General features: G+C 52.0%; 26 protein-coding genes. 13 read left to right on the forward strand and 13 right to left on the reverse strand.

Annotated features, from left to right (window positions below):
- Nucleotides 1–70 precede the first annotated feature (70 nt).
- From B3511_RS04595 to B3511_RS04605, 3 genes are all read right to left on the reverse strand, one after another.
- On the reverse strand, nt 71–1,903 hold the full coding sequence (locus tag B3511_RS04595; RefSeq protein ID WP_233801093.1) for a glycoside hydrolase family 15 protein: 1,833 nt from the start codon (nt 1,901–1,903) through the stop codon (nt 71–73).
- Between the two features lie 303 nt (nt 1,904–2,206).
- Nucleotides 2,207–2,794 carry a DUF4142 domain-containing protein gene (locus tag B3511_RS04600; protein WP_040076684.1) on the reverse strand — a complete coding sequence of 196 codons (588 nt, stop codon included), beginning with the start codon at nt 2,792–2,794 and terminating at the stop codon, nt 2,207–2,209.
- A gap of 441 nt (nt 2,795–3,235) precedes the next feature.
- The gene (locus B3511_RS04605) at nt 3,236–3,793 is read right to left on the reverse strand and encodes a histidine phosphatase family protein (RefSeq protein ID WP_286777627.1); all 558 of its coding nucleotides are present in this window, start codon (nt 3,791–3,793) and stop codon (nt 3,236–3,238) included.
- A gap of 143 nt (nt 3,794–3,936) precedes the next feature.
- Here B3511_RS04605 and B3511_RS04610 point away from each other — a divergent pair, with 143 nt between their 5' ends.
- A complete protein-coding gene (locus B3511_RS04610; protein WP_233801099.1) occupies nt 3,937–4,629 on the forward strand; it encodes a hypothetical protein in 693 nt (230 codons plus the stop codon).
- Nucleotides 4,630–4,640: 11 nt separating this feature from the next.
- Here B3511_RS04610 and B3511_RS04615 read toward each other — a convergent pair whose 3' ends face one another.
- On the reverse strand, nt 4,641–5,222 hold the full coding sequence (locus B3511_RS04615; RefSeq protein ID WP_233801101.1) for a nuclear transport factor 2 family protein: 582 nt from the start codon (nt 5,220–5,222) through the stop codon (nt 4,641–4,643).
- A gap of 109 nt (nt 5,223–5,331) precedes the next feature.
- Between B3511_RS04615 and B3511_RS04620 the strand changes: the two genes are divergently transcribed.
- On the forward strand, nt 5,332–6,213 hold the full coding sequence (locus B3511_RS04620; protein ID WP_233801103.1) for a LysR substrate-binding domain-containing protein: 882 nt from the start codon (nt 5,332–5,334) through the stop codon (nt 6,211–6,213).
- Nucleotides 6,214–6,412: 199 nt separating this feature from the next.
- Here the strand turns inward: B3511_RS04620 and B3511_RS04625 are convergent, their stop codons facing one another.
- Nucleotides 6,413–7,609, reverse strand: coding sequence for an MFS transporter (locus tag B3511_RS04625; protein WP_286777628.1), 1,197 nt, complete (start codon nt 7,607–7,609; stop codon nt 6,413–6,415).
- Nucleotides 7,610–7,761: 152 nt separating this feature from the next.
- On the opposite strand from B3511_RS04625, the gene B3511_RS04630 reads away from it, so the two are divergent.
- Together B3511_RS04630 and B3511_RS04635 are read left to right on the forward strand one after the other, a co-directional pair.
- Complete coding sequence (locus B3511_RS04630; protein WP_286783333.1) at nt 7,762–8,661, forward strand: LysR family transcriptional regulator; 900 nt, start codon at nt 7,762–7,764, stop codon at nt 8,659–8,661.
- 336 nt (nt 8,662–8,997) lie between these two features.
- Entirely contained in the window at nt 8,998–9,516 is a 519-nt protein-coding gene (locus B3511_RS04635; RefSeq protein ID WP_286777629.1) for a CbrC family protein, read from the forward strand.
- Nucleotides 9,517–9,706: 190 nt separating this feature from the next.
- Here B3511_RS04635 and B3511_RS04640 read toward each other — a convergent pair whose 3' ends face one another.
- The 3 genes from B3511_RS04640 to arsH all read right to left on the reverse strand — a co-directional run bounded on the left by B3511_RS04640 (nt 9,707) and on the right by arsH (nt 12,132).
- Complete coding sequence (locus tag B3511_RS04640) at nt 9,707–9,976, reverse strand: hypothetical protein (protein WP_286777630.1); 270 nt, start codon at nt 9,974–9,976, stop codon at nt 9,707–9,709.
- A gap of 522 nt (nt 9,977–10,498) precedes the next feature.
- Nucleotides 10,499–11,074 carry a C40 family peptidase gene (locus tag B3511_RS04645; protein ID WP_286783334.1) on the reverse strand — a complete coding sequence of 192 codons (576 nt, stop codon included), beginning with the start codon at nt 11,072–11,074 and terminating at the stop codon, nt 10,499–10,501.
- Nucleotides 11,075–11,433: 359 nt separating this feature from the next.
- Nucleotides 11,434–12,132, reverse strand: coding sequence for an arsenical resistance protein ArsH (gene arsH / locus B3511_RS04650; protein ID WP_286777631.1), 699 nt, complete (start codon nt 12,130–12,132; stop codon nt 11,434–11,436).
- 81 nt (nt 12,133–12,213) lie between these two features.
- On the opposite strand from arsH, the gene B3511_RS04655 reads away from it, so the two are divergent.
- Genes B3511_RS04655 through arsC form a run of 3 tightly spaced genes read left to right on the forward strand, consistent with a single transcriptional unit; the run spans nt 12,214 to nt 14,306 of the window.
- The gene (locus B3511_RS04655) at nt 12,214–12,534 is read left to right on the forward strand and encodes a metalloregulator ArsR/SmtB family transcription factor (RefSeq protein ID WP_040076660.1); all 321 of its coding nucleotides are present in this window, start codon (nt 12,214–12,216) and stop codon (nt 12,532–12,534) included.
- Between the two features lie 44 nt (nt 12,535–12,578).
- The gene (locus B3511_RS04660) at nt 12,579–13,868 is read left to right on the forward strand and encodes an arsenic transporter (RefSeq protein WP_212476918.1); all 1,290 of its coding nucleotides are present in this window, start codon (nt 12,579–12,581) and stop codon (nt 13,866–13,868) included.
- Between the two features lie 12 nt (nt 13,869–13,880).
- The gene (gene arsC, locus B3511_RS04665; RefSeq protein ID WP_286777632.1) at nt 13,881–14,306 is read left to right on the forward strand and encodes a glutaredoxin-dependent arsenate reductase; all 426 of its coding nucleotides are present in this window, start codon (nt 13,881–13,883) and stop codon (nt 14,304–14,306) included.
- A gap of 69 nt (nt 14,307–14,375) precedes the next feature.
- On the opposite strand, the gene B3511_RS04670 is transcribed toward arsC, so the two are convergent.
- Nucleotides 14,376–15,335: a GlxA family transcriptional regulator gene (locus B3511_RS04670; protein ID WP_286777633.1), complete on the reverse strand. Its 960-nt coding sequence runs from the start codon at nt 15,333–15,335 to the stop codon at nt 14,376–14,378.
- Nucleotides 15,336–15,427: 92 nt separating this feature from the next.
- On the reverse strand, nt 15,428–16,204 hold the full coding sequence (locus tag B3511_RS04675) for an MBL fold metallo-hydrolase (RefSeq protein WP_286777634.1): 777 nt from the start codon (nt 16,202–16,204) through the stop codon (nt 15,428–15,430).
- 287 nt (nt 16,205–16,491) lie between these two features.
- On the opposite strand from B3511_RS04675, the gene B3511_RS04680 reads away from it, so the two are divergent.
- Nucleotides 16,492–17,268 carry an alpha/beta fold hydrolase gene (locus B3511_RS04680; protein WP_286777635.1) on the forward strand — a complete coding sequence of 259 codons (777 nt, stop codon included), beginning with the start codon at nt 16,492–16,494 and terminating at the stop codon, nt 17,266–17,268.
- A gap of 291 nt (nt 17,269–17,559) precedes the next feature.
- Nucleotides 17,560–17,937 carry a RidA family protein gene (locus tag B3511_RS04685; RefSeq protein ID WP_286777636.1) on the forward strand — a complete coding sequence of 126 codons (378 nt, stop codon included), beginning with the start codon at nt 17,560–17,562 and terminating at the stop codon, nt 17,935–17,937.
- 240 nt (nt 17,938–18,177) lie between these two features.
- On the opposite strand, the gene B3511_RS04690 is transcribed toward B3511_RS04685, so the two are convergent.
- A complete protein-coding gene (locus B3511_RS04690; RefSeq protein ID WP_046884347.1) occupies nt 18,178–18,459 on the reverse strand; it encodes a hypothetical protein in 282 nt (93 codons plus the stop codon).
- Between the two features lie 245 nt (nt 18,460–18,704).
- Here B3511_RS04690 and B3511_RS04695 point away from each other — a divergent pair, with 245 nt between their 5' ends.
- The 3 genes from B3511_RS04695 (at nt 18,705) to B3511_RS04705 (ending at nt 21,293) form a co-directional block, all read left to right on the forward strand.
- Nucleotides 18,705–19,013, forward strand: a complete 309-nt coding sequence (locus B3511_RS04695) for an ArsR/SmtB family transcription factor (RefSeq protein WP_286777637.1) — start codon at nt 18,705–18,707, stop codon at nt 19,011–19,013.
- Between the two features lie 64 nt (nt 19,014–19,077).
- A complete protein-coding gene (locus B3511_RS04700) occupies nt 19,078–20,217 on the forward strand; it encodes a hypothetical protein (RefSeq protein WP_286777638.1) in 1,140 nt (379 codons plus the stop codon).
- Nucleotides 20,214–21,293, forward strand: coding sequence for an NADH:flavin oxidoreductase (locus tag B3511_RS04705; RefSeq protein WP_286777639.1), 1,080 nt, complete (start codon nt 20,214–20,216; stop codon nt 21,291–21,293). The genes B3511_RS04700 and B3511_RS04705 overlap by 4 nt, the downstream gene beginning before the upstream one ends.
- 171 nt (nt 21,294–21,464) lie before the next feature.
- On the opposite strand, the gene B3511_RS04710 is transcribed toward B3511_RS04705, so the two are convergent.
- Together B3511_RS04710 and B3511_RS04715 are read right to left on the reverse strand one after the other, a co-directional pair.
- A complete protein-coding gene (locus B3511_RS04710) occupies nt 21,465–21,857 on the reverse strand; it encodes a VOC family protein (protein ID WP_286777640.1) in 393 nt (130 codons plus the stop codon).
- Between the two features lie 171 nt (nt 21,858–22,028).
- On the reverse strand, nt 22,029–22,940 hold the full coding sequence (locus B3511_RS04715; RefSeq protein WP_286777641.1) for an alpha/beta fold hydrolase: 912 nt from the start codon (nt 22,938–22,940) through the stop codon (nt 22,029–22,031).
- Between the two features lie 92 nt (nt 22,941–23,032).
- Between B3511_RS04715 and B3511_RS04720 the strand changes: the two genes are divergently transcribed.
- Nucleotides 23,033–23,608: a CGNR zinc finger domain-containing protein gene (locus tag B3511_RS04720; RefSeq protein WP_286777642.1), complete on the forward strand. Its 576-nt coding sequence runs from the start codon at nt 23,033–23,035 to the stop codon at nt 23,606–23,608.
- The last annotated feature ends 151 nt before the right edge of the window (nt 23,609–23,759 follow it).

Consider the following 23,759-nt stretch of genomic DNA (forward strand, 5'->3'; position numbering starts at 1 on the left):
CGGCGGGGCGGCAAGGTGAATGCAACACCTTGCCGCACTAAGAGGCGTTGAACTGCCCGGCGTTTCAGGTTTATTCGTGCCCGTGATGCTCACTGATGGCCTGCGCTGCGCAGATAAGCGCAAGATGACTCAGTCCCTGGGGCATATTACCCACCCACTCGCCGGTGCGGGTATCAAACATCTCATTGAACGTTTCAACATTGCCGCGGTGGCATAGCGTCTCCAGAATCTCCTCCATGAGCTCCCCGGCAATCTTCGGATCGCCCATCGAGGCCCAGGCCTCTGCCAGCCAGAATGAGCAGGCAATGAAGGTGCTCTCCTCCTGTTCAACCCCGCTGTAGCGGTAGACCATCGCGCTATTGTGACCCAGCTCGCGCTGGATAGCCTGATAGGTCAGCTTCATGCGTTTCGGATTGACCTTCACACCGTAGCGTGAAACCAGGGCGAGCGAGGCATCCAGCTTGCCGCCATCTCCGACGTAAAAGCAGTAGGATTGATGGGCATCGGACCAGCAGTGCTCTTCCACCCAGTCGCGGATCCGATCCCGCTCGCGCTCCCAGCGCGCCTTCCATGTGGGTTCAATATGGCTAGCCTCCGCCAGCACCACGGCGCAGTCCAGCGCCAGCCAGCAGGACATTTTGGAATGGGTATAGTGATGCTCGTCTGGTAGCTCCCAGATGCCGGAGTCTTTCATGCGCCAGCGGTCAGCGCACTGATTGGCAAGGTGCCCGAGGAAGCGTGACGTGCCCGTATCCAGAATGTGGCCCGCCTCCACAAACAGCTTTGCCACCCCAAGCATATCGGCATACATGCTCAGCTGGCGCTGGTTGCGGGCATTATTACCAATGCGTACCGGCTGCGAATTTTGGTAACCCTGGAGTTCGGCGTACCACTCTTCCGGGACCAGATCGCCTTCCAGGGTATAACAGGCCCGCATCTCCGGACCGTGTTTAATAATGGTTTTCGACAGCCAGGAAAACGCTGCCTTACACTCTTCCAGGGTACCCAGATAGGTAAAGGCTTTGATGATCAGACAGGCATCTCTTACCCAGGCAAAGCGGTAATCATAGTTTTTCTCGCCGCCGATCCCTTCCGGCAGGGAGGTGGTAGCCGCCGCGGCCAGCGCGCCGGTTGGTGAATACCAGAGAAACTTCAGCGCCAGCGCAGAGCGGATAACGTGATCTTTATACAGGCCATCATATTTCAGCCCCTTCACCCAGTCCTGCCAGGCGGTGTGGCTGGTTTCGATGCGATTATCTATCGCCTGAATATCCGGCACCGCCAGCGGTTCGCTCTGGGTCACGAGCAGGGCGACCACCTCGCGGCTTCCCTTTTTCAGGGTGATTTCCGCCTCGATCTCCTCGTCATCGGCATGGGTGATGACGACGTTTTCACTGGTGTGTAGCATCGCCATCAGATCGCCGATATGGTAAACGCTGCCCTTGAAGGTGTCTGACCGCCAGGGCGATCGCGTTTCGATCATGGTGCCGAACCGCAGCTGGAGCCGGAAAGGAACCGTACCGCGCACACCTTCAAGCCGCCGCGCCAGTTCACTCCAGGGCAGGCGTCCCGCCAGGGTGCTGTTAATCGACTCGGTTAACAACGCCGTGCCATCCTCCGTCTCAAAACGGGTCTCCAGCACGTTGCTGTCCTCGCGGTAAGCGCGGGTGACGGTATATTCAACCGCGGGCGTCAGGCTAAAAAAACCGCCGATGGTCGGGTCAAGCAGACGATCAAAAAGGGGCGGCGAGTCGAGATTCGGCGCGCTCCACCAGTCAATTGAACCATCCGGAGCGATAAGCGCCACGGATCGGCCTTCGCCGATCGCGGCATAATCCCCCAGGCCAATGAACCCCTCCTCGCGTAACGGCATCGTGTATTTAGCATTTTTCAAATGAGTCATCCCTTATGTCTGGTGCAGCGGGCCGCGTTGTCGTCACGTTGTGGTGAACCCTATAAAGCCTGGCATAATGTGATGGATATCGCGCTTTCGGAGAGGATTTTTTGAGAATGTGCCGGGCTTAACGCGTCATGCCGACAGCGCTAACACGTTGAAATACCTTTTTTGGGAGAGGAGGGCAGGGTATATCAAAGGCAGCTTAATCCCTGGGCCTGGCCGTAGCCAGAAGCGCTCCTTCGCCTGGTTTGCGCCATGCTGCCGGGTACGAGTCCAGGCGCAGCGCCCTGCGCCTGGCAAACGATCCGCTTACTTATCTGCTGGCATCTTCATCTGCTCGGCAGCCTTCAGGTGCATCTCAACGACCGGGGTGTGCTCGTCGGCCAAGGCCTTCACATCCGGGTCCTTGATATTTTTGGCATCGCTCTGCAGTTTAGACAGCACCATTTTATGGTCTTTGGTACCGGCGTTTTCCATATACATCTTATCGAATGCGTCACCGCTCTCTTTTTCCAGCTTGTCGGCCATCGCCTTATGCTGAGCGTCCGGCTCGGTCGGCAGGGTTACGTCCTTTTGCTTAGCGACCGTCTGCACTTTGGTCAGGGCATTGCCGTGGTCATCGACCATCTTCTGCGCAAAGGCTTTTACCTCGCTGCTCTGGGCTTTGTCCAGCGCGATTTTGGCGGCGGCAACTTCGTTGATATTGGCCTGCGCCATGTCCTTCAGCGCTTTTTCATCGCCGGAACTGAGCTTAGCCATCGATCCGGTCGAGCTGGTCTGGGCTGAGGCGTCACTCTGCGCGGCGCTCGTCGCCTGGGCATGCACACCGACAGTGCTGAACATTGCGGCGACTGATGATGCAATCAGCAGTCCTTTCAAGGTCTTACACTTTTGCATGTTGCTCTCCTGATGGTCATGGATAGGGTTGATGTCAGAGACTGAATCGTGCGTCTTATCCTGCAAAATCGACAACTGCAATGGTCAGTATAGTGGACAGGCGAGGAGGGATAGCAGATTAAGCTATATTCCTGGTCGGAGGGTGGCAGGAAATGACGCACGCTGGAGATTGAGCTGGCCTGAAAAGGGCCCGGTGCGCCATTTTTACAGGGCTTATCACGCAGGGATTTGCATACCTATTCGCTTCGCGTCAACGCAATCAGGTATGCTGACACAGGAACAAAATAATAGGCGCATTAACTGTCGATACAGACGGTACTGAAAAATCAGTCACCTTCTCTATTTTGCTGACTAAGGATGGCGGTTATTTTTCATGTTCGATTTTGATAACAGTGACCCAAATTTTCCTGCTGCCCTCGGTTTTGGGAGACAGAGATTCAATTAATGAAATCTGTAACGTCTTGCGTTCCAGTAACCGTTCCCCTGACAACGATGCTGCTTCAAACCCAACGACCTCAGTTCTCTTGCAATGAGTCGATTCATCACGCCATGCCCCATGAGCAGCACAGGCCCGTCGGATATTTTTGCACACCTGACGAGAATATTCGCAGCGTGTTTAGCGCGTCGCTTTGCTGTTCTCATCGACTCCACTTTACGGGAAAAGCCGCAGATCCACATGACGCGGAAGAGAGCAGCCCAGAGGGATGGGGATAATCTGATGCCGGGAATGGCGAATACCGGCAGGTCAGCCTCCCTGAAGGCCTCATCGACGACATCCGGTTCGCACCCTAATGCTCTGAGGGAAGAAAGCGTTCTGGGAAGCGGGCTACTTATGATTTGTGATGCGCTGGAGGCTAAGCGTTTACTGGATTCAGGCGGCATATTATCTCCTGTGTCAGAGAGATCATATTCCGTTATCCAGTTTGCCATTTCATGACTCGTTACCTTTGGGGAGCCTTCATAAGCAGGCTTTCCATGACGCATTAAAATAATTTCCATACCGCGTTTATTCCCTGTGGCCTTTTAGGTAGTGGCAGACTAGCGCGATTAAGCCAGGGATCACTACGACCATCTTTTGGGTTGACGTACGGGGGGAAATCGCACCTTATGGTCTTGTTCATCTCTGCGGCATTGGGTCACTCATGAAATCATTACGTCTGCCAGATATTTATCGTTCAACAAATTTAAACACGTTAGCGATATGGAAGAAAAATGCTGGGATCGGGGAGATCAGAGAAGATAGCTACTACGACCCGGTAAAACTTGCTCTGGCAACGGGCATAAAACCCGCTATGCCATCACCTGTGTCACGCCTGGTTAATGAATTAAACGCCGTTATATGTAACGATCCCCTCGCCGATATTCTGCCGACAGAGAGTTTTCATTTCACTTTCTTACCTCTAACTCTGCCGCTGTATCAGGTCAACGAGCCATTGCCTGACAAAGTTCAGCAATTGACGACTATCTGGACGGGATACGATTCGAAAAAAATTGTTATCAGACACCTTCGCTTAGTCGTATTACCCAGCCAGTTGTTACTGGCTGGGATCCCAGAGGAAGCGGCGGTAACGATGCGCCAGTCGTTATGCGAAGAGATTCTGGCGTCTCGCTGGAAAGAGGAGTTACTGATGCGCCACAGCAACACGCCATTACCCGCTCCGTTCTGGCACAGCACGATTCTGCGCTACCACGCTGCTTATTTACCTGCTGCGGTGCGTCAGTTTTTCTTAGAACGCCAGAATAATGATTACGGCGATGTCGCCGGAGAATTGACATTAGCGAGGATAAGTTACAACTGGACAAAATTTTATCCATTTCGCTACGGCACAGAATGAACTCTTCTCCATCAGGCTATTAACCAGCGCTGACCTGCGGCTTTCATTGTTGTTTCAAGTTCGCTGCCCCGGGTGGCAAATACGCGCCCGAGTGGAAACCCGCTGCACTCCAGTAAGTAGGCCAGCGCTGCATATTCTCGTGGATATTTCAGGGCAATATTCCGATCAATTTCGACAGGACCTAACGGGAAGGTAAATGTGCCGATGTCGTAAATACTCTGACGGTGAAAGAGTTTCCAGACCCCCTCTCTTTTTTCTGCCAGATCATAAAAGCGATTGTGGCATTCACAGCCAATATTCAACTTCACGTTTTCAGCAATTATGATTGCATTGGTTTCCAGAATGGCTTTATTACCTGCGTCATTAAATGTCACAGCGGGGGAGGCGATCAGGTGCTTAGTCCGCAAATCCGACGCCCCCATCCGCATTGAACCCTCTACAAAATCACTCGCCAGCCCTTCAAACCAGGTGATTTCAATGGTGCCATCAGGATGGAAAAGGTTTCGTAATTGTGCCCATTCGCCAAGATCTCTGTGCATCCAGCCATTCACTAAATCGTTAAGTTGTTGACGGTCTTGCAGTTGATTGTTCATTGCGTTTGCTCCGGTACGTTGACAGGATTCAGTTTGCCCAACATAAAAGATAAAATGAAATATATTGATTTTACTAATCAATCATTTTTAATTATTGATAGGTGCAGCAATGGATTTACGTCATCTGCGTTACTTTTTAGCCGTCGCGGAAGAGGGCCATTTTGGTCGTGCCGCGAAGAGGCTTAACATTGTGCAGCCCGCCCTGAGTATGCAAATCAAGGCGCTTGAGGCCGAACTGGGAGGGGCACTCTTTGTCCGTACCAGCCGCCGCGTTGTGCTTACGGAAGCAGGGCTGTTAATGCAGACTGAAGCAAAGCGGATAGTTGAGCAGACCGAGCGTGCCAGGCTTACCGTGGAACGCGCGATTCGGGGGGAGACGGGCCGGGTACGGGTGGGATTTGCCGGAAATGCCATCTTCAGTGGCAAACTGATAGCCGATCTACGTCTGTTTCATCAATGCTTTCCTGATGCAGAACTGATGATCCATGAGGTCGGTCCGCAAGAACAGGTTGAGGCCATTTTAGCCGGGCAACTGGACATAGGGTATACGCCCGTGCACAGCAAAATTACGGCATCAGATCTGGCTGTCAGACGTATTGGCGACTGGGAAATACGGGTTGCACTTACTGAGGATCATCCGCTTACTCAGCATGAATGCCTAACGATAGACATGCTTGCCGGGCAACCCCTCATTATTTATGACGCTCACGACGCACATGAGCATCTTTTTATCACTCTCACCCAGCGGCTTGGGGAAGATTGTCACATTGCTTATCGATCGGGTAGCACGCTGAGCATACTTGCTATGGCTGCTACCGGTTTGGGGCTGGCATTCATTCCAGCGCCTTTGCAGCAGGTGCATATTCCGGGCCTGGTTTATCGTCGTCTGATTGAACCCAATTTAACCGCTAATCTGGTGCTTATCAGTCGTGAGCAAGAAACCAGTGAAAGTGTTAAAGCCTACCTGAAGTTGGTTAGCCGGTCCGCCTGAGTGGGTGACACCAGTAAAAACGAATAGAGGGATGTGACAACGCCGCTTTGTTGAGGAGCCTAATAAATAGATTCTCTGACGTGGCGTGCCCCTTAAGCCATCAAACCATGTGTCTGTCTCTCGCTTTTACCTGATTTCAGTTCCCCCTGCGGGTCCTGCAGGGGGAAGCGAAAATGCCATTTTGACGCAGGGCGTGCCTTTATGCCGACTCTGTCGGAAAACCGTGCAGCCTTGCAGCCCAGATCACCGCCAGTGCTGAGAGCAGCAGTAAAACGACCGCAGGTGAGAAAGCGGTAGACCCTAAGGAATCAAGCAATATACCCCCGACAATACCGCCGCCAGCAATCGCCAGATTCCAGGCTGTGACCAGCATGGATTGTGCCACGTCAGCGGCGTCACCCGCGTTTCTGGCAATGGCGGTCTGGAATAAGGTTGCAGCGCCACCAAAGGATAAGCCCCAGACGGCAACAGCCATATAAACCGCAGCCGGCATATCATTCATCACTCCCAGTACAAACGCAGACAGGGCGAACAGTACCGTAGTGATCAGCGTGAGCAGGCGCAGATATCGGTCAACGAATACGCCGATAACCCCAATGCCAGGTAACGACGCGACACCAAAAACCAGCAATATCAGGTCAGTTCGGTCAGCCATGTTAACGGATGCCAGAAACGGCGCAATGTAGGTATAAAAGATGTTGTGCGCCAGTACGAACGTCAGTACCACAAATAACACCGGGCGGACGCCTGCAAGCGTCAAAATCTGTCTCAGCGGCAGGCGTTTACCCGCAGCCAGCCCCGCAAAATCAGGCACCCGGATACGCACCCATACCATCAACCCCACCGCCATCACGCTCATGATACCGAAGCACATGCGCCACCCGATCAGGCTGCCAAGAAGAGTGCCGGCAGGCACGCCAAGCGACAGAGCAAGTGGAGTGCCGACCATCGCTATGGCAATAGCCCGGCCTTTCTTTTCGTCTGGCACCATACGTGCGGCATAGCCAGCCAGCAATGCCCAAACGAGCCCGGCTGAAACGCCGGCCAGGAACCTCGCCGCCATCGTAATGACATAATTAACAGAGAACGCTGTGACGGTATTTGCGACAACAAATCCTGTCAGCGCGAGCAGTAATAACGGGCGGCGACGCATGCCCTGCGTGGCGGTAATCAAAGGGATAGCAGCCACCAGCGATCCGACAGCGTAAAGCGTAACGAACTGTCCGGCCAGCGCGCCCGAAATATTCATGCCAGCACTAATCTGCGGCAACAATCCCGCAGGGAGAGCTTCTGTCACAATGGTAATGAACCCTGCGAGGGCGAGCGCCAAAAGCGCGGCAATGGGGAGCCGATCATGTTCAGCATTTTGACGCTGAGTGAGAGTTGAATCAGTCATAGTTGTGCCTTGCTGCGCGGTGGAGCCCCGTCTTTGTTACCCGGGGCCGCCAGAGGAAGTGGGTAGCAGCCATAATGCGGGTGTTACTTATTCAGGACAATAATGCTAATGTTCAAAACATATCGGACAAATATTCTTAAGTGTTGTTAATGATGGAATCACTGAGTGGTATCACCTTTTTCGTGCAGGCAGCAGAAGCGTTGAGCTTCTCCGGGGCCGGTCGAAACCTTGGCGTTTCTTCATCAACGGTAGGCAAAAGCGTCTCCCGGCTGGAAGAGCGGCTGGGCGTCCGCCTGTTTCACCGCAGCACGCGAAGCATAAGGCTCACCGCTGAGGGCAGTCTGTTCCTTGAACGATGCCGCCGCATTCTGAGCGAAGTGGAAGCCGCCGAGCTGGAGCTTTCTGAAACCAGACTACAACCCCGCGGGCGCTTGCGTATCAGTATGCCTCTTGTTGGTATGCTGGTGATGCCTGCCATAACCGCCTTCATGCATCGTTATCCCGAGGTCGAGCTGGATGTGGATTTTTCGGATCGCATGGTAGATGTGATTGAAGAGGGATTCGATGTAGTGATGCGTACCGGTGAACCGGCTGATTCACGCCTTATGTCACGCACGCTGGGCAACTATCAACTAAAGCTGGTTGCTTCACCGGGCTATCTTGAAGCGTCCGGCGTACCCGAAATTCCTAACGATCTGGTCCAGCATGCCTGCCTGCACCACAGATTTCCCAGTACGGGCAGGCTTGAACCCTGGCCGCTGAAAACATCCTCTGATACTCCGGTCGTAAGCCCACCCGTAACGATGATATGCAACACCTCGGCCGCACTGATGGACGTTGCCCTGGCAGGGCTGGGCATAGCCTGCCTGCCGGATTTCATGATTCGGCCCTCTCTGGCGACAGGCCAACTTCAGCTCGTCCTTGATCAGCATATCGCGCATCAGGGTACGTTCAGATTGTTATGGCCCTCAAGTAAGTTTCTCTCACCCAAAATACGCGTGTTCATCGACTTTATGGCCGAAACGCTTTTTCGGGACGAGGATGAGACCTAATAAGTCTGCATGGGGCATTTGGGGGGATCGCTTGCGAATGTAGTATCCGCTTTTTGGTCACAGCGGACGTTGGCTCACAACCTGGCTCGCTTTGCGCCAGAAGCGGAAGTTCATTTACCCCAACTGTCGAAAGGTTAATCATTGGGTTAAGGCTTTGTTTGCGTATCTGTCCCAGAAACCGGTCATTTTGAATAGGCGGGGCGTTCAGAAACGCCAGGTAATCGACTTGCCTATAGCACTTATCAGAGAGGGTATACGACACCTTCGTGTCCGTAGGTATAACGCTTTCCCTGTGTTATTGTGCCAATAAGTGCATGGGTAAATTAAGGATGACATATGTCCCGATTTAATTATATGAGTGACAACTACTTATCGACAGTATTTGCCGATGAGTCATTTACTTGTGATTGCTGTAAAAAAATTAGCAATGCTAAATATATCGGCCCCCAATATTCCACGGCGGATAATGATGCCAGCCTGTGCCCGGATTGCATTCAAACTGGTGAGGCTGTTCAATCCAGCTTAGTCGATTTTTTTAATGAAATAGATCCTGAGTGTGTCGATGAGAACGTCTCGAGTGAAATTTCTTGCCGCACACCGGGCATCTTTACCTGGCAAGATCAGGAGTGGGCTACGCATTGTAATGATGCGTGTGAATATCATGGCGATGCTACTGCTCAGGATATAATCAAAGCAGATGAAAAAACTATCCAAATCTGGATGGAAAGATACGACCAAAGCCGGAATGACTGGGATACCTTTATGAGCGGGTATCAACCCGGAAGAGATCAGGGGGTTTATAAATTCTCGTGTAAACACTGCAACGCTATCGTTCTTAATTGGGATTTCTCATAGTTCCTGTGAACAAAGAGAGTTGAGTCGCCACGATACCGATATGCACGTTTGCGTTCTTTGATAAATGTTAACGTCGGCTCTACGCTCAGAGCGGATATTTGGCGCTGTTGGCTTATCCGCTCCGTACCAGAAGCGGGCATAGCCAACCCCACCGGTAATTAATCGATAGGGCAATAGGGGCCGGCCAGAATTACAAACCCAAAATCTGGAATAGCGCTGTTGCAGCCGCAGACAATGCAGCAAATGAATTATACTTAGATTGAAGCCGCGCGGTGGCAAAGAAATCATGGAGATTTACATTAAGTTTGGGATCTTCATATGTGACCATGACAATTTTGTTGCCTAGCTCAACTTTTGCTGTGGCAGATTTTATCCATAAAATTGCGGATAAAACTCCAAAAGTTAACGACACCACATGATGATCTTTAATCCAAATCATCACAAAAAATATATCTTCCACTCATCACCTACCTTATAAAAAACATTGGCATCACTAACAAACGAGAAATCACCCATGGCGAGTACTGCGGCGATCTAAACGACTGGCTATTTGAGCGGGCTGCAGCGGCAAGACTGCTAACCGTACCGTAACCGTACCGTAACCGTAAACTTGTCATCCCATAAAGAATCATCGAACTCAAAACTGAATGCAATGACGATGTGGGTAGCCTTGCTAACTATGTGCTCCGACGTTTGGTTGAGAACTACCCGATGGATTGATTTGCTCCCGGTTGATTGGCATACGGCATTGCTAGCAACCATGGCGATTTAATTAAGAATGTCTGCTCTTCGCTCATAGTTGACATCGGCCCACCGCTCAGTACACTGTGCACCAATAGCCAGTTCGTTATACCAAAAAAAATCCGTCCCTTTTTATTCCATCAGTCAAACAGGTGGATTTGTCTTTTATTGACAATACATGGATTAACCTTTTTTAAACGAGCGCCTGGAAATACATTTTTTAAAATGAATAATTACCTGATTAAAGAGGATTGTCATGTGCATATTTTGGCAATTTATGATTCATCGTAATAACTTCGCTGATGTTATTCGGCAATCGACGAGCGCCAATATACATTCTCTTCCAGTATACATTCCTTAAAGAAGAACGGGTGACTCCCTTACTGACTGACGCGTGAATAAACTTATTGTTGGTATCATAAAAACCAACATGGAAGCCATTTTTAATTTTGAAAAAAACAAGGTCTCCCGCACGAAGATTTTTTTTATCAACCTTTACCCCCATATGAATAAGATCATGAGTGGTAACACGTTTCATAGGAAGGTTGAACCTGTCTTTAAGGGTTCTCCATACAAACCCAGAGCAATCGACACCATCAATATCAGTCCCTCCCCACTGATAGGGAGCCGTACGCCAGGTGTTCAACTGATCGTGCAGCGCAGCCACGACAGGAATTAAGTCCGGGGAATAATGACTGTTAGATTTGATAAGAGATTTGCCGTCATTATTTTTTACTTTATGAACTCTTTTCTCACTGCAACCGGAAATAATCGCAACGACTAAAAGAATAACTAATTTAATACTTATAAGTTTCATAGACATTTATACAGATAACCAGAATGCCATACTAACCCGGCAGAAAGATTAGCTCTGTATATAATGTGAGCAACTTACTCTACATTACAAAATTCATAACTTGTTAATCTTTTTACAGTTATCTTTCTCGTTGCTGGTATTCACTTTCTCTCTCTATCCTCCAGTCAGGTAATTGGACGCTCTTAAAAAGCGTAGTCCCTATTCCTTGATGAGGTTTGTTCATGCGTTTAATGAAAGACTAAAAATCAGACGTTATGGGCGAAAAGACAACAGCTTGCGTAGTGCAGATCTGTTGTCCGCTTCGGCCAGAAGCGGACGTTGCCAACTCTACGCAGTCTCTCTTATCGAAGAGATAAACGTTAAATTTTTTCCTGATTAACGCGGGCGGAGAGCGCCTGGTGGCTCTCTTTTCGTTCGCTATAACGATCGGCGAGATAATCTGTTTGCCCCTTCAGCAGCAGCGTGATTTTAAATAACTCTTCGGCCACATCGACAATACGGTCGTACCAGGAAGAGGGTCGCATTCGTCCATTTTCATCAAATTCCTGCCAGGCTTTGGCGACTGAGGACTGGTTGGGAATGGTGAACATCCGCATCCAGCGGCCCAGAATACGCATCTGGTTCACGGCATTGAAAGATTGCGAGCCGCCGCAGACCTGCATCACCGCCAGAGTTTTCCCCTGGGAGGGGCGAAGGGCGCCTTCGCTTAAGGGTATCCAGTCAATCTGGGCTTTCATCACTGCGCTCATGGCCCCATGCCGCTCCGGGGAACTCCACACCATGCCGTCACACCATCTGACCAGCCCGCGCAGTTCGGCCACTTTTGGGTGTGTATCCGGGGCGTCATCCGGCAGGGGTAAACCGGAAGGGTTAAACAGTCTCACCTCTGCGCCCATCGCCGTCAGCAGGCGACCCGCTTCTTCCGCTGCGAAACGGCTGTACGAACGCTCCCTTACCGAGCCGTACAAAATCAGAATACGTGGCGGCTCCTGAAGCTGCAGGCGTTCAGCAATCTTTTGGTCAAAGCATTCAGCGTTCAGGGCAGGGAACTGTTCCATTGTTTACTCCGGGAGATGATGATTTCAAAAAATACACATATGATTTACCATATATGAAAGATAAAGGGAACGGAGCAAAAAATGCTACAGCCTGTGCAGCTTTTTAAAATCCTGGCGGATGAGACCCGCCTTGCCATTGTTATGCTTCTCCGGCATTCGGGTGAGCTGTGCGTCTGCGATATTTGCGCGGCTACTTCGGAGTCACAGCCCAAAATTTCCCGGCATATGGCTATCCTGCGTGAAGCAGGGCTGGTGCTCGATCGTCGGGAAGGCAAATGGATCCACTATCGGCTTTCTCCCCACATGCCGGCATGGGCCAGTGAAACAATAACGATGTCATGGCAGTGCCTGCGCGAAGAGGTGGGTGAATGGTTAAAAAAATCCGCCTGTACCTCCTGCTGAGTAGTGTAATCATATACGTATAATCATATATAAAGGAGCCTGAAATGTTTCTGGCAGGGAGTATCTTTATCCTGACGCTGGTTCTGGTCATCTGGCAGCCCAGGGGGCTTAGCATCGGCTGGAGCGCAAGCATCGGAGCCGGGCTGGCGTTGGTTACGGGGGTTATTCATGTCGAGGATATTCCCGTCGTCTGGGACATCGTCTGGAATGCTACGGCCGCTTTTATTGCGGTGATCATCATTAGCCTTTTGCTTGATGAGTCCGGTTTCTTTGAATGGGCCGCGCTGCATGTTTCACGCTGGGGGAACGGACGGGGTCGCCTGCTCTTTACCTGGATAGTTTTGCTTGGCGCTGCGGTGGCTGCGCTATTTGCCAACGACGGCGCAGCGCTGATACTGACGCCAATCGTGATTGCGATGCTGCTCGCACTGGGGTTCAGCCAGGGGACGACGCTGGCCTTTGTCATGGCGGCAGGGTTTATCGCCGATACCGCCAGTTTGCCGCTGATCGTCTCCAACCTGGTGAATATCGTCTCGGCGGATTTCTTCAACCTGGGCTTTACGCAGTACGCCTCGGTCATGGTCCCCGTAAACCTGGCGGCCATTGCGGCCACGCTGGTCATGCTGCATCTTTTCTTCCGCCGCGATATCCCGGCGACCTATGACGTCTCGCTTCTGAAAACGCCTGCCAGCGCGATAAAGGATCCGGCGACCTTCAGGGCGGGCTGGGTTGTGCTGCTGCTCTTGTTGATCGGGTTCTTTGTTCTGGAGCCGCAGGGGATCCCGGTCAGTGCAATAGCCGCAGCTGGCGCGGCTGTGCTGCTGGTGGTGGCGAAGCGAGGCCATGCCATCAATACAGGAAAGGTGCTGCGCGGAGCGCCATGGCAGATCGTGATCTTCTCGCTCGGCATGTACCTGGTGGTTTATGGCCTGCGTAATGCCGGACTCACGGAGTCGCTCTCGGGCGTGCTGAATCTGCTGGCGGATAAGGGGTTATGGGCAGCCACGTTCGGCACCGGCTTCCTGACCGCCTTCCTCTCGTCGGTGATGAACAACATGCCGACGGTGCTGATTGGCGCCCTCTCTATTGACGGGAGTACAGCAACCGGCGTCATCAAAGAGGCGATGATTTACGCCAACGTCATTGGCTGCGATTTAGGCCCGAAAATCACCCCGATAGGCAGCCTGGCCACGCTGCTATGGCTGCATGTGCTGGCACAGAAAAACGTGACCATCACCTGGGGATATTACTTCCGCACCGGCATTATCATGACCCTGCCCGTGCTCTTTGTCACTCTGGCCGCGCTGGCGTGGCGGCTCTCTGTCACTTTGTAATGAGATACTGATATGAGCAACATCACCATCTATCACAACCCGGCCTGTGGCACCTCCCGTAACACGCTGGAGATGATCCGTAACAGCGGCAACGAACCGAACATTATCTATTATCTCGATACGCCCCCCACCCGCAATGAGCTTGTGCAGCTGATCAACGATATGGGGATCCCGGTGCGGGCGTTGCTGCGTCAGAACGTTGAACCTTATGCGCAACTGGGTCTTGCAGAAGAGATATTTTCTGATGCGCAGCTGCTTGATTTTATGCTTCAGCATCCCATCCTGATCAATCGACCAGTGGTGGTCACGCCGCTTGGGACAAGGCTTTGCCGGCCTTCAGAAGTGGTGCTGGAGATCCTGTCTGAAGGTCAGAAGGGCGCTTTCACGAAAGAGGATGGTGAAAAAGTGATTGATGAGACCGGTCAGCGAATTAAGTAGCTGGACCTCATTCGTTGAGCCGGGCTGGCTGTCTCAGAAAATGCCAATGATCCTGCGTGGGCACGCTCTTTAAAACACGCCCGGTCCCCTGAAGGTGCGCCGCCATTCGCTGGGGCTGACATTAAAGCGCGCCTTGAAACTCTGGCGAAAAGAGACCGGGGACTGGTATCCGACCAGGGACGATACTACGTCAATGCTGTGATCCGTGGTTTCGAGCAACTCCTGGCTGCGCTGCAGACGCTGGGCGCTGAGCCAGTCTTTGACGGTCATACCGGTTGCCTTGACAAAATGGCGCGTCAGCGTGCGCCGGCTCATGCCGGAAAAACCGGCCAGAGAGTCAATATCGTGGCGCTTGTCCAGGTTGCGGCGCAGGTAGTTAATAAGGTCATTAATCTGCTCGTCACGCGTCGTCTCCGGCACCACGTGCTCAATAAACTGCGCCTGTCCCCCTTCACGGTACGGAGGAATGACCATTCGCCGGGCCACGCGGTTCGCAAGTGCAGATCCGTAATGTTCCCGCACGATATTCAGGCAGCAGTCTATGCCTGCGGCCGTACCCGCAGAGGTGATCAGGCGCTCATCGCTGGTATAGAGCGCATTACCGTCCAGCCTGACCTGCGGAAAGCGCCCGGCAAAATCCTGCTCAAACTCCCAGTGCGTCGAGGCCCGGCGGTTATCCAATAGTCCGGCATAGGCGAGTACGTAAGCCCCAAGGCATAGCCCCACCACCTCAGCCCCGCGTTGCCAGGCCGCTCGCAGGGCATCAAGCAGGGCAGGGGAGGGACGCACCCCGGGATGCTCCCAGAAGGGGACGATAATAATGTCTGCAATCTCGAGTTGCTCAGCGCCATGCTCCACGTTAATGGAAATCCCGATATCAGATCCCACTATGCCTGGCTGCTCAGCACAGATCGTCACGTCGAACAGCCCCGGCTCCGGCATGGCCTTATCAAAGACCATGGACGGAACGGAGAAGTGAAACGGGCTAAAACCCGGCGTGGCAATAACGGCAACGTGCAGAGCGGACATAATAGAGACCTTTTACTGATTAAATCGGGTATAGCCGACGTTTTGCCGGCAGGCGGCAATCAGATTTTAGCCGCCTGCAGACAGGCTGTGCGTCAAAGACTAAGCGCCTCGCCGTCCTCAGGCACCCGTACATTTTGTTGCACACCATTTTCTGCGGTGTATGCACGCAACTCAGCGCGGCTGAGCAGGCAATGGTTTACGGCTTCCATATGTGAGGCCACCAGGGTCGCTGCCGGCAGAATCTCCAGCGTGCGCAGGGCATCCTCTTTACCCATAATAATGGCGCCAATCCCGTCGACCGTCGCACATCCGATATTGAGGACGACGACGTCCGGCGCGTATTTCTTCAGGCTGCTCACGTACGTCGGTACCCAGATGGTGTCGCCGGCAATATAGAGCGTCTTTTCACCCTCAGCGGAAAAGACCAGCCCGCACGCATCGCCCAGGCGTTCGGCCACTTCAGGAATGGCATAGGCTTCATCGCTGCCGTGCTGTCCATCGGTTTTTACGACGTTAATGCCGGCAATGACGTTGGTGTCAGCCAGCACGCTGACTGCGGTAAAGCCCTGAGAGCGGATAAGTGACGCATCGCTTTCATTCTGCGTGTAAATCACCTTGTCTTTGGGGATGAGCTGCTGAGCCGCTTCGTCCCAGTGATCCTGATGCGTATGCGTCACGATAATCACATCTACGTCCAGCAAAGTGTCAACGGAAACCGGCAGCGCCACCAGAGGGTTACGCAGGTGAGAACGCGCCGTTCCGGGAAAGCCGGGCCAGGCCTCTTTATCTGCGAGCATCGGGTCGATCAGGAAGCGAACCCCGGCATAGTCAAGCTTCAGTGTGGCGTTTCGTATTTGAGTCAGCTGCATTTTTTACTCCGTCAAGTACACCGCAGCGATGCGGTCTGTGCATGGAGAGCGCAGTATAAAAAAGCTGCGGAAGAGGGGTGAGGCGCGCGCAGGTCATTCTTCGATGAAAAAGGGTCAAAAAGCGATGCTATTGCGCTCAGAGCAATATCCCTTTCCCGCAGGAGACCGGCCTGTCTCCTGCGGAAACAACGTTGGCCCGATATCATCGCATTTTGACTTCCTGGCCTCTCACGCCGTTGCGGGGCGCTTTTTATACTTTTCGGACTGTTAACATCCGAGGTAATACTATGGCATACGCACTCACCGATGACGGCATCGAAATTTACTACGAAGCGAAGGGTCAGGGTCTGCCGATCGTTTTTGTTTCCGGCTATTTTGGCATCAGCGATATCTGGCAGGCACAGACCGAGGTGTTGTCCAGGACATTCCGCACGGTCTCTTATGACAGCCGCGGCTATGGCCGTTCCGCTAAACCCCTGCAGGCAGAGGCATACAGCATTCCGCGTCACGCAGAGGATTTAAAAGCGGTGATTGATGCGGCTGGCATCAACGGGCCTGTGGTTCTGGTTTCTCATTCGATCGGCTGCAATATCATCTCCACCTTTGCAGCCAACTCTCCGCAGCGGGTGGCCGGACTGGTCTATACCGCCTGCTATGTAGACGGCAAGCAGATGCGCGACGCGGGTATGTCCGTGGAGGGGGTTAGCGAAGCGGTTGCCACGCCTTCCGGTGCGGTGGCCTTTTATCAACCCTTTGGCGTCCCGGAAAGCGTGGGTGCCGAGGCCGCAAAATGGGCGACGCACGCCCTGCAGGCGAATGCCGCTGCATTCCTGAACCATGAAATGGCCGATCGCTATTGCGCCATTACCGCACCGGCACTCATCCTGCAGGGTGAAAACGATGCGCCTAATCCGCTTCCGTTTGCCACCGCGCTGCAGCAACTGCTGGGCGGTGGGGCAGAGCTAAAGGTGCTTAAGGGGGTCAATCACTTCCCGCCGCTGGAGGCACCGGAAACCGTTACGACCTTTGTGCAAGAGCATGCAGCTCGCTGCTTTGCTGAATAATCTTTCTCTATGTGCCATTAACGACGAAGCCACCTGCAGGGGTGGCTTGTATGAGCTGTGATGGGTTTTCGCGGTAAATGCTTACGCGTTAAAGGGCATATTCATCATCGCCTTATCCTTAGGCATTTTTGATATTGGTCGCTATTCGCTCAGGGCGAACCTCAAGCTCAGATAGCCTGTTCGCGTGATGCAACAAATGGACGTTGCGCGTTTCATCATCAAAAATCAAGGTGGAGCATTTTAAGGAAGATGGTAAGGTCGTTGTTTACTCGCTTCCAGAAGGATCTCAGTATGAACAACCTGTTACGCAAGAATTATCCTGAGTTAGGTGAAGTAAAGGCTCCTTATGTTCATTCCGTAAAACATGGCAATACGCTCTACATTTCAGGATTGACCGCATTTGGCACCGCCGCTCAACAGAAAGGCATGGCTGAACAGGCTGAAGAGATATTCAGTCAAATGAGAAAAATCATTACTCTGGAAGGCGCTGATTTTTCAGCCCTGATCAAAGTGACGATATTTATTACCTCTTTTGCGGAGATCGACGAACTACGCAAAGTGTTGTACCAAAATTACGGTGATCACTTGCCAGCGAGCTCGCTCGTAGAAGTCAGCCGCCTCTTTTCACCTGACCTCTCGATAGAAATTGAGGCGATATTCGGCCTCTAATTCATATTTCATAACCGGATAAGATCAACTCTTCAGTTTTTAACGCTTTTATATAAAACCCTTTCTGGAAATAACGTCCGCGCCTTGCTCGAGGCAGATTGCACAACGCTTCAGGTGGTCAGTTTCGTGCCAGGCGCGGACGTTCCTGGCACTGTATTATGTTGTTCACCATGCGCAGGTCGTGGGGCAGGCGTTTGACACATTGAGGGCCGAGTCTGGAAGCCTTCCAGACCTTACCCGTCAGTTGGCTTCGCCCTGCAGCCGGTGCCGATAATGTTTCAGGATAACCTGTGTCACGATCTGGCCGTAAATAAAGCCGCCCAGCCCAGCAAATACTACGGTGCCAGCCATGCCGCCAAAGTACGCTCCTGCGCCGCCGAAGGCCCCGCAGAGGGCGAGGCCGCCCCAGGTTTGCCAGTGTCGAAAGGCCGATTTATACGCGCTCCGCCACCGTCTTACTCGCTCCTTATAAGGTAAGTCTTTTAGTTCGCTAATACTTTTAAGGGTCCAGTAGATTTTCACGGGGATGTCCTTGTTCCGTTGCTTACGTAAAAGAAAACATAAAACGTTGGTATAGGAAAGGATTACTCATTGTCCGCTACTGGCTCAAAACGAACCTGCAGTTCAGCCAATTCATCTGCTTCATGCCAGAAGCGGATATTGCCAGCGCGCTCTTTTGCCAGAATTCTATAGGTTTACTACATATTGACATATTTAAATATGTTGATACTGTAATGGGCAATACAACATCACAACGAGATGTACCTATGAACGTATCTGCGATACTTAAAGCCATATCCAACGATGCCCGACGCCAGATCCTCGGCTGGCTCAAAAGCCCACTTGAGCACTTTACACCTGTCACGCAGGCCGATGTGGATCTCGTGGCGACGGGGGTATGTGTGAGTCAGATAACCAAAAAGCTTGATATGACTCAGTCAACCGCATCGATTTATCTCAATACCTTACAAAAAGCAGACCTTGTCATTGCTACCCGTATTGGAAAATGGACTTACTACCGCAGGAATGAGGCAGTGATAAAGCAATTCGCCCAGCATATCTCCGACGATCTTTAATTTCCCCAAACGTATTGATAATTCGCAATATGTAGATATTGCGCTTAACAAGGCACTTTTGATTATGCGTAAACTTAACTCGCCTCTCGCCTTTAGACACGGCATCGAAATCCCTAACCGTGTAATGATGGCGCCCATGACATCTAAAGCGGCATCATGGGATGGGTATATTGAAGATGAAGACCTGGCTTTCTTTGGTCATCGTTCTAAAGCCGCGTCCATCCTCGTGACCGGCGCGACGGCGGTAAGCAAGTACGGTGAAAAATTTCCGTTTCAGATGTCCCTCTATGACGACAGCTTTATTCCGGGGATGCGCCAGCTTGGTCAGCGAATGAAGCGTCACGGTAATAAAGCCCTGGTGCAAATCTATCACTCGGGTTTGCGTTCGGTCGTGTCCCTCGAAAAACATGGCAGGGTATTCGGGCCGAGCAACGTTAAGTTCGGTGAAGTTCCTTATGAAATCACTGAACTTACCGAAGATGAAGTATGGGACGTTGTGCGCATGTTTGGTGCAGCGACAAGGCGTGCATACCTGGCGGGCTTTGATGGCGTGGAGATTCACGGCGCTTACAGCCATCTCATTCAGCAGTTCTTTTCTCCATATTCAAATAAACGGACGGATTTTTTCGGTGGGACACTGAAGAAGCGGATGAACTTTGCCCTGGCAATAGTGGATGAAGTGCAGAAAGTTGCCCGTGACTGCTGGGGTGAAAACTATATCGTTGGATACCGGCTTACCGAAGAAAAACGGCATGCCAATGGTGACGGCTACGGCATCGAGGAGACGTTACATCTGATTGATGCGCTTGCGGGTAAGGAGCTGGATTACATTCAGTCCTGCGATAACAGCTTCAATGAAGCAATACACAACACTATTAATGGGCGGACAGTCTTCATCACTGTGCCACACACGTTCTCAGCGTCCGACACGCAGAAAGAGCTGCAGCATGCTGATATGGTTTCCCTGGCACGAGCATGCCTTATCGAACCTGAGTTTGCCGACAAAATCAATGAAGGTAGGGAAAGCGAAATCATCACCGCAATCACATCTACCGCAATGGCGGAAAGCCTGCAGTGGCCGCATCGCATGATTGAATGGCTGCTTGATCCCAATGGTAGCGAAGAGGTGCCTGAAGGAATTGAGTACTTCGCGCCTCTCCTTGAAAGAATTAATTTCTCGCATCCACAGGAGATTCAGTCATGAATGATCCCTTATTCCGCATCCTCTCGTTAATGCGGGGACCAGAGCTTAAAAACCGACTACTCCTCGCACCATTAACTAACCAGCAAAGTGAGGTTGACGGAACTGCCTCACAGGCTGATTTTGACTGGATAGAACGAGTTGCACGCGGCGGCTATAGCATGATTATGGCATGTGCAGCCAATGTTCAGGAAAACGGGAAAACGTTCAAAAACCAGCTGGGGATCTGGAATGACGATCAGCTACCGGGCCTTCGCCGGATGGCTGACATCATTCGCAAGCACGGTGCAGTCTCCTCAATTCAGCTGCATCATGGTGGCTTCCGGGCGGGGTTCAACCTTAAGGATGGAAAAAGCGTTGGCCCTTCGGATAACCTCACTTATAACGCCCGTGGCCTTACACGGACAGAGGTTCATCAGCTGCGCGATGATTTTATCGGCGCAGCATGCAGGGCCAAAAAAGCAGGTTTCGACGGAGCAGAAGTTCACGGTGCGTTTGGCTGGATTCTGAGTCAGTTTCTCTCTTTTACCCTGAATCAGCGCACGGATGAATACGGCGGAAGCCGTGAAAACCGGGCCCGGCTCATTATCGAGATCATCGAAGGCATTCGTAGGGAGTGCGGTCAGGATTTTCAGATTGGACTCAGATTGTCTTTCGAACGGTATGGGATGGACTTTGAAGATATCCTGTATGTCGCGAGAACGTGTCTGGCAGAAGAGCTGATTGATTATCTCGACCTTGCGCCATGGGATGTGCGATTTACGCTGGAGAACGGCGCTTTTGCCGGAAAACGCGCGATAGATGTATTTGCAGACCTGCCCCGCGGCAGAGTGAAGCTGGGCGCGTCAGGGAAGCTGATGAACGCGGATGATGCCAGGATGGTTCTGGAGGCTGGACTTGATTTCGTCATGATTGGACGGGCCGCCATCCTGGAAACGGATTTTCCCGAAAAGATCAAAAAAAATCCCCACCATGCTTCGCCATCCCTCTCGGTTACCGAAGCGTATCTCAGGAAAAATGGGCTCAGTAATGATTTTATAAATTACATGCGCCACTGGGATAGTTTTGTGAGTGATTAACTGTGTATGAGACAGAGACCATAACTGTTGCTGCTCAAATGCGTAACCTCCGCTTTTGCTCGAAGCGGTCATCAACAAATACCGCCGCAGCCGCGCTTAAACTGATTTCTTTACCAGTAATATGAATATTTCAACCTGGCTTTTTCTCAACTCAATGCGTCGTATCTCCCTTCATTCTGAATAATGAAATTCAATGCGTATGCCACTCGGGTCGTAGCACATCATGTGCATAGACGGCCCTTGTCTGATTAATGCCGGTTCAAATTCAATCTCAATATTGTTCGCCTTGAGCACCTCAAGGATCTCAAACAGCGCCGCTTTAGTTTTAACCCGTAGCGCCAGGTGGTGGAGACCGACATTCTTTTTACGGTCAAAGTTAACGGGCTCTTCGGTCTGCGTTTTCCAGAGCGTAATCATTATTGCTCCGTCCCTGACAAAGATGGCCGGATAATCCTCGCGCCGTTTTACCTCTTCCCAGCCCAGCAGTTTAGTGAAGAACCCGGCGCTCTCTTCAAGCTTTGATACTGCCAGACCAATGTGATGTACACCTGTAGTCAATGACATATGAAATAATCCTTTATGGAACGACGCTGACCCGCTTCTGAATCGCGGTACGTTAAAGCGTTGGTAAGATGCAGCCTGATCACGTCGGCACAAATGCCTGTACCGACGCCTTTCGTCTGAGGCTGTACTTTTCCCTCCGCCGGTTATTCGCGCCGGTGAGGGGCGTGAAGATTACTGAACGAGATGCCTGTCGAGGAAGTCGCGAATGTCAGCGCCTATCTCATTCGCATGGGTCTCAAGGGCGAAGTGGCCGGTATCATAGAAATTTATCTGCGCGTTCGGGATATCACGCTTCCAGGCTTCGGCACCTGCGGCCATGAAGAACGGATCATGTTTACCCCAGACCGCCAACAGCGGGGGCTGGTAGTCCCTGAAATACTGCTGAAACTGCGGATACATCCGTACATTCGAAGCGTAATCCAGTAATAAATCGAGTTGGATCTCCGCATTGCCCGGCCGTAATACCTGCATTCCTTCCAGCGAGTAGCCATCCGGAGAGACCAGACTCGGATCGCTTACCCCTTCCAGATACTGCCATTTGATTGAGGCGGGCGTCGGAAATTCACGCAGCGCGCTGCGGTTCTCGGGAGTCGGGTCGCGCCAGTATCGTTGAATAGGCGCCCAGGCCTCGCCCAGCCCCTCTTCGTAAGCGTTGCCATTCTGGGAAATGATGGCGGTAACCCGCTGTGGATGCGCGAGGGCAAGACGCCACCCGACGGGGGCGCCATAGTCGTGAACCATCAGAGCATAGGCGTCGATGCCGAGCGCTTCAGTGAACTGGTCAATGGTTTCAGCCAGCTGGTCAAAGGTATACGCGTAGTCGCCGCGCGCTGGCGCCTCGGTAAAACCAAAGGCCGGTAAATCTGGGGCTATCAGACGGTAACGATCGGCCAGTTGGGCAATAAGATCGCGGAACATAAAGGATGAGCCTGCAAAACCATGCAGCAGCAGCAGAACAGGCGACGCCGGATCGCCTGCCTCACGGTAAAACACGTTAACCTTGCCCGCCTGTTGATAGCGGTAATGAACCTGCGCGGTAGATGCGTTATCGGCGGATGAAGATCCTGAATATGGAGACGTCATAGTAAACCCCTTGTAACCGTTAAAGTACTTAATTGAAGGTTACACATATTTTTGGTAACCTGTCAAAATTATTTAATGGGTTACAGGTGCCTATGAACATCGAAAAGCTTTCTTCTCCGCCGCTCTTCCTGGCTGATAACCTCGCGCTGGATTTCATCAACAGTGAATATGGGATGGGTGACGAGCGACACGATTGCTTTGAGGATGCGCTCAGCGTTATTGACTGGCTGGAGAGGGCGGGCCTGGTGCCTGAAGGAACGGAGGCTCCGCCTGAATTACTGACGGAGGCCCGCCAGCTCCGTGAAGCTGCCAGAGCCGTCGTGCATGCCGCGATGCAGTCCCGTGAGGCAGAGCTGACGGTCATCAACCGGATTCTTGAAAAAGGGCGGCCTGAGGTCAGGCTAAAATGGGCGCAGGATACACAGCGCTATCGTGTCGATGTACATTGCGGCGTTGAGAGTCCTGCCAGCCTGCTCTGGCCCATCGCCGACGCCCTGGTAAAACTCGTCACGGATGAAAAATTCGAATATGTACGCCAGTGTGAGGCGCATAACTGTGTTTTACTTTTTCACGATTTGAGTAAATCGCACCGCCGTCGCTGGTGCAGTATGGCCACCTGCGGTAATCGTATGAAAGTGGCCGCGTTTCGAAACAGGAAAAGTTCATAGTCGTTCAGGCCGCACCTGTAAAAGTGCGGTGTGAACTAACAGTTAAAAACATACGGTGCCCGGCGCTCCGGGCGGCAAAGCTTTTCGCGTATTGATTGGGTATGAAGTGAACTGGATTATCTTTAATGGACGATGGTATCTGATATCCCCG

It is taken from the genome of Leclercia sp. UBA1284 (assembly GCF_002308415.1).
Taxonomy (GTDB): domain Bacteria; phylum Pseudomonadota; class Gammaproteobacteria; order Enterobacterales; family Enterobacteriaceae; genus Enterobacter; species Enterobacter pneumoniae.

Excerpts from the sequence above, each read along its gene's own strand:
- B3511_RS04595 (WP_233801093.1), bottom strand. The coding sequence starts at position 1,903 with ATGACTCATTTGAAAAATGCTAAATACACGATGCCGTTACGCGAGGAG.
- B3511_RS04600 (WP_040076684.1), bottom strand. The coding sequence starts at position 2,794 with ATGCAAAAGTGTAAGACCTTGAAAGGACTGCTGATTGCATCATCAGTC.
- B3511_RS04605 (WP_286777627.1), bottom strand. The coding sequence starts at position 3,793 with ATGGAAATTATTTTAATGCGTCATGGAAAGCCTGCTTATGAAGGCTCC.
- B3511_RS04610 (WP_233801099.1), top strand. The coding sequence starts at position 3,937 with ATGAAATCATTACGTCTGCCAGATATTTATCGTTCAACAAATTTAAAC.
- B3511_RS04615 (WP_233801101.1), bottom strand. The coding sequence starts at position 5,222 with ATGAACAATCAACTGCAAGACCGTCAACAACTTAACGATTTAGTGAAT.
- B3511_RS04620 (WP_233801103.1), top strand. The coding sequence starts at position 5,332 with ATGGATTTACGTCATCTGCGTTACTTTTTAGCCGTCGCGGAAGAGGGC.
- B3511_RS04625 (WP_286777628.1), bottom strand. The coding sequence starts at position 7,609 with ATGACTGATTCAACTCTCACTCAGCGTCAAAATGCTGAACATGATCGG.
- B3511_RS04630 (WP_286783333.1), top strand. The coding sequence starts at position 7,762 with ATGGAATCACTGAGTGGTATCACCTTTTTCGTGCAGGCAGCAGAAGCG.
- B3511_RS04635 (WP_286777629.1), top strand. The coding sequence starts at position 8,998 with ATGTCCCGATTTAATTATATGAGTGACAACTACTTATCGACAGTATTT.
- B3511_RS04645 (WP_286783334.1), bottom strand. The coding sequence starts at position 11,074 with ATGAAACTTATAAGTATTAAATTAGTTATTCTTTTAGTCGTTGCGATT.
- arsH (WP_286777631.1), bottom strand. The coding sequence starts at position 12,132 with ATGGAACAGTTCCCTGCCCTGAACGCTGAATGCTTTGACCAAAAGATT.
- B3511_RS04655 (WP_040076660.1), top strand. The coding sequence starts at position 12,214 with ATGCTACAGCCTGTGCAGCTTTTTAAAATCCTGGCGGATGAGACCCGC.
- B3511_RS04660 (WP_212476918.1), top strand. The coding sequence starts at position 12,579 with ATGTTTCTGGCAGGGAGTATCTTTATCCTGACGCTGGTTCTGGTCATC.
- arsC (WP_286777632.1), top strand. The coding sequence starts at position 13,881 with ATGAGCAACATCACCATCTATCACAACCCGGCCTGTGGCACCTCCCGT.
- B3511_RS04670 (WP_286777633.1), bottom strand. The coding sequence starts at position 15,335 with ATGTCCGCTCTGCACGTTGCCGTTATTGCCACGCCGGGTTTTAGCCCG.
- B3511_RS04675 (WP_286777634.1), bottom strand. The coding sequence starts at position 16,204 with ATGCAGCTGACTCAAATACGAAACGCCACACTGAAGCTTGACTATGCC.
- B3511_RS04680 (WP_286777635.1), top strand. The coding sequence starts at position 16,492 with ATGGCATACGCACTCACCGATGACGGCATCGAAATTTACTACGAAGCG.
- B3511_RS04685 (WP_286777636.1), top strand. The coding sequence starts at position 17,560 with ATGAACAACCTGTTACGCAAGAATTATCCTGAGTTAGGTGAAGTAAAG.
- B3511_RS04695 (WP_286777637.1), top strand. The coding sequence starts at position 18,705 with ATGAACGTATCTGCGATACTTAAAGCCATATCCAACGATGCCCGACGC.
- B3511_RS04700 (WP_286777638.1), top strand. The coding sequence starts at position 19,078 with ATGCGTAAACTTAACTCGCCTCTCGCCTTTAGACACGGCATCGAAATC.
- B3511_RS04705 (WP_286777639.1), top strand. The coding sequence starts at position 20,214 with ATGAATGATCCCTTATTCCGCATCCTCTCGTTAATGCGGGGACCAGAG.
- B3511_RS04710 (WP_286777640.1), bottom strand. The coding sequence starts at position 21,857 with ATGTCATTGACTACAGGTGTACATCACATTGGTCTGGCAGTATCAAAG.
- B3511_RS04715 (WP_286777641.1), bottom strand. The coding sequence starts at position 22,940 with ATGACGTCTCCATATTCAGGATCTTCATCCGCCGATAACGCATCTACC.
- B3511_RS04720 (WP_286777642.1), top strand. The coding sequence starts at position 23,033 with ATGAACATCGAAAAGCTTTCTTCTCCGCCGCTCTTCCTGGCTGATAAC.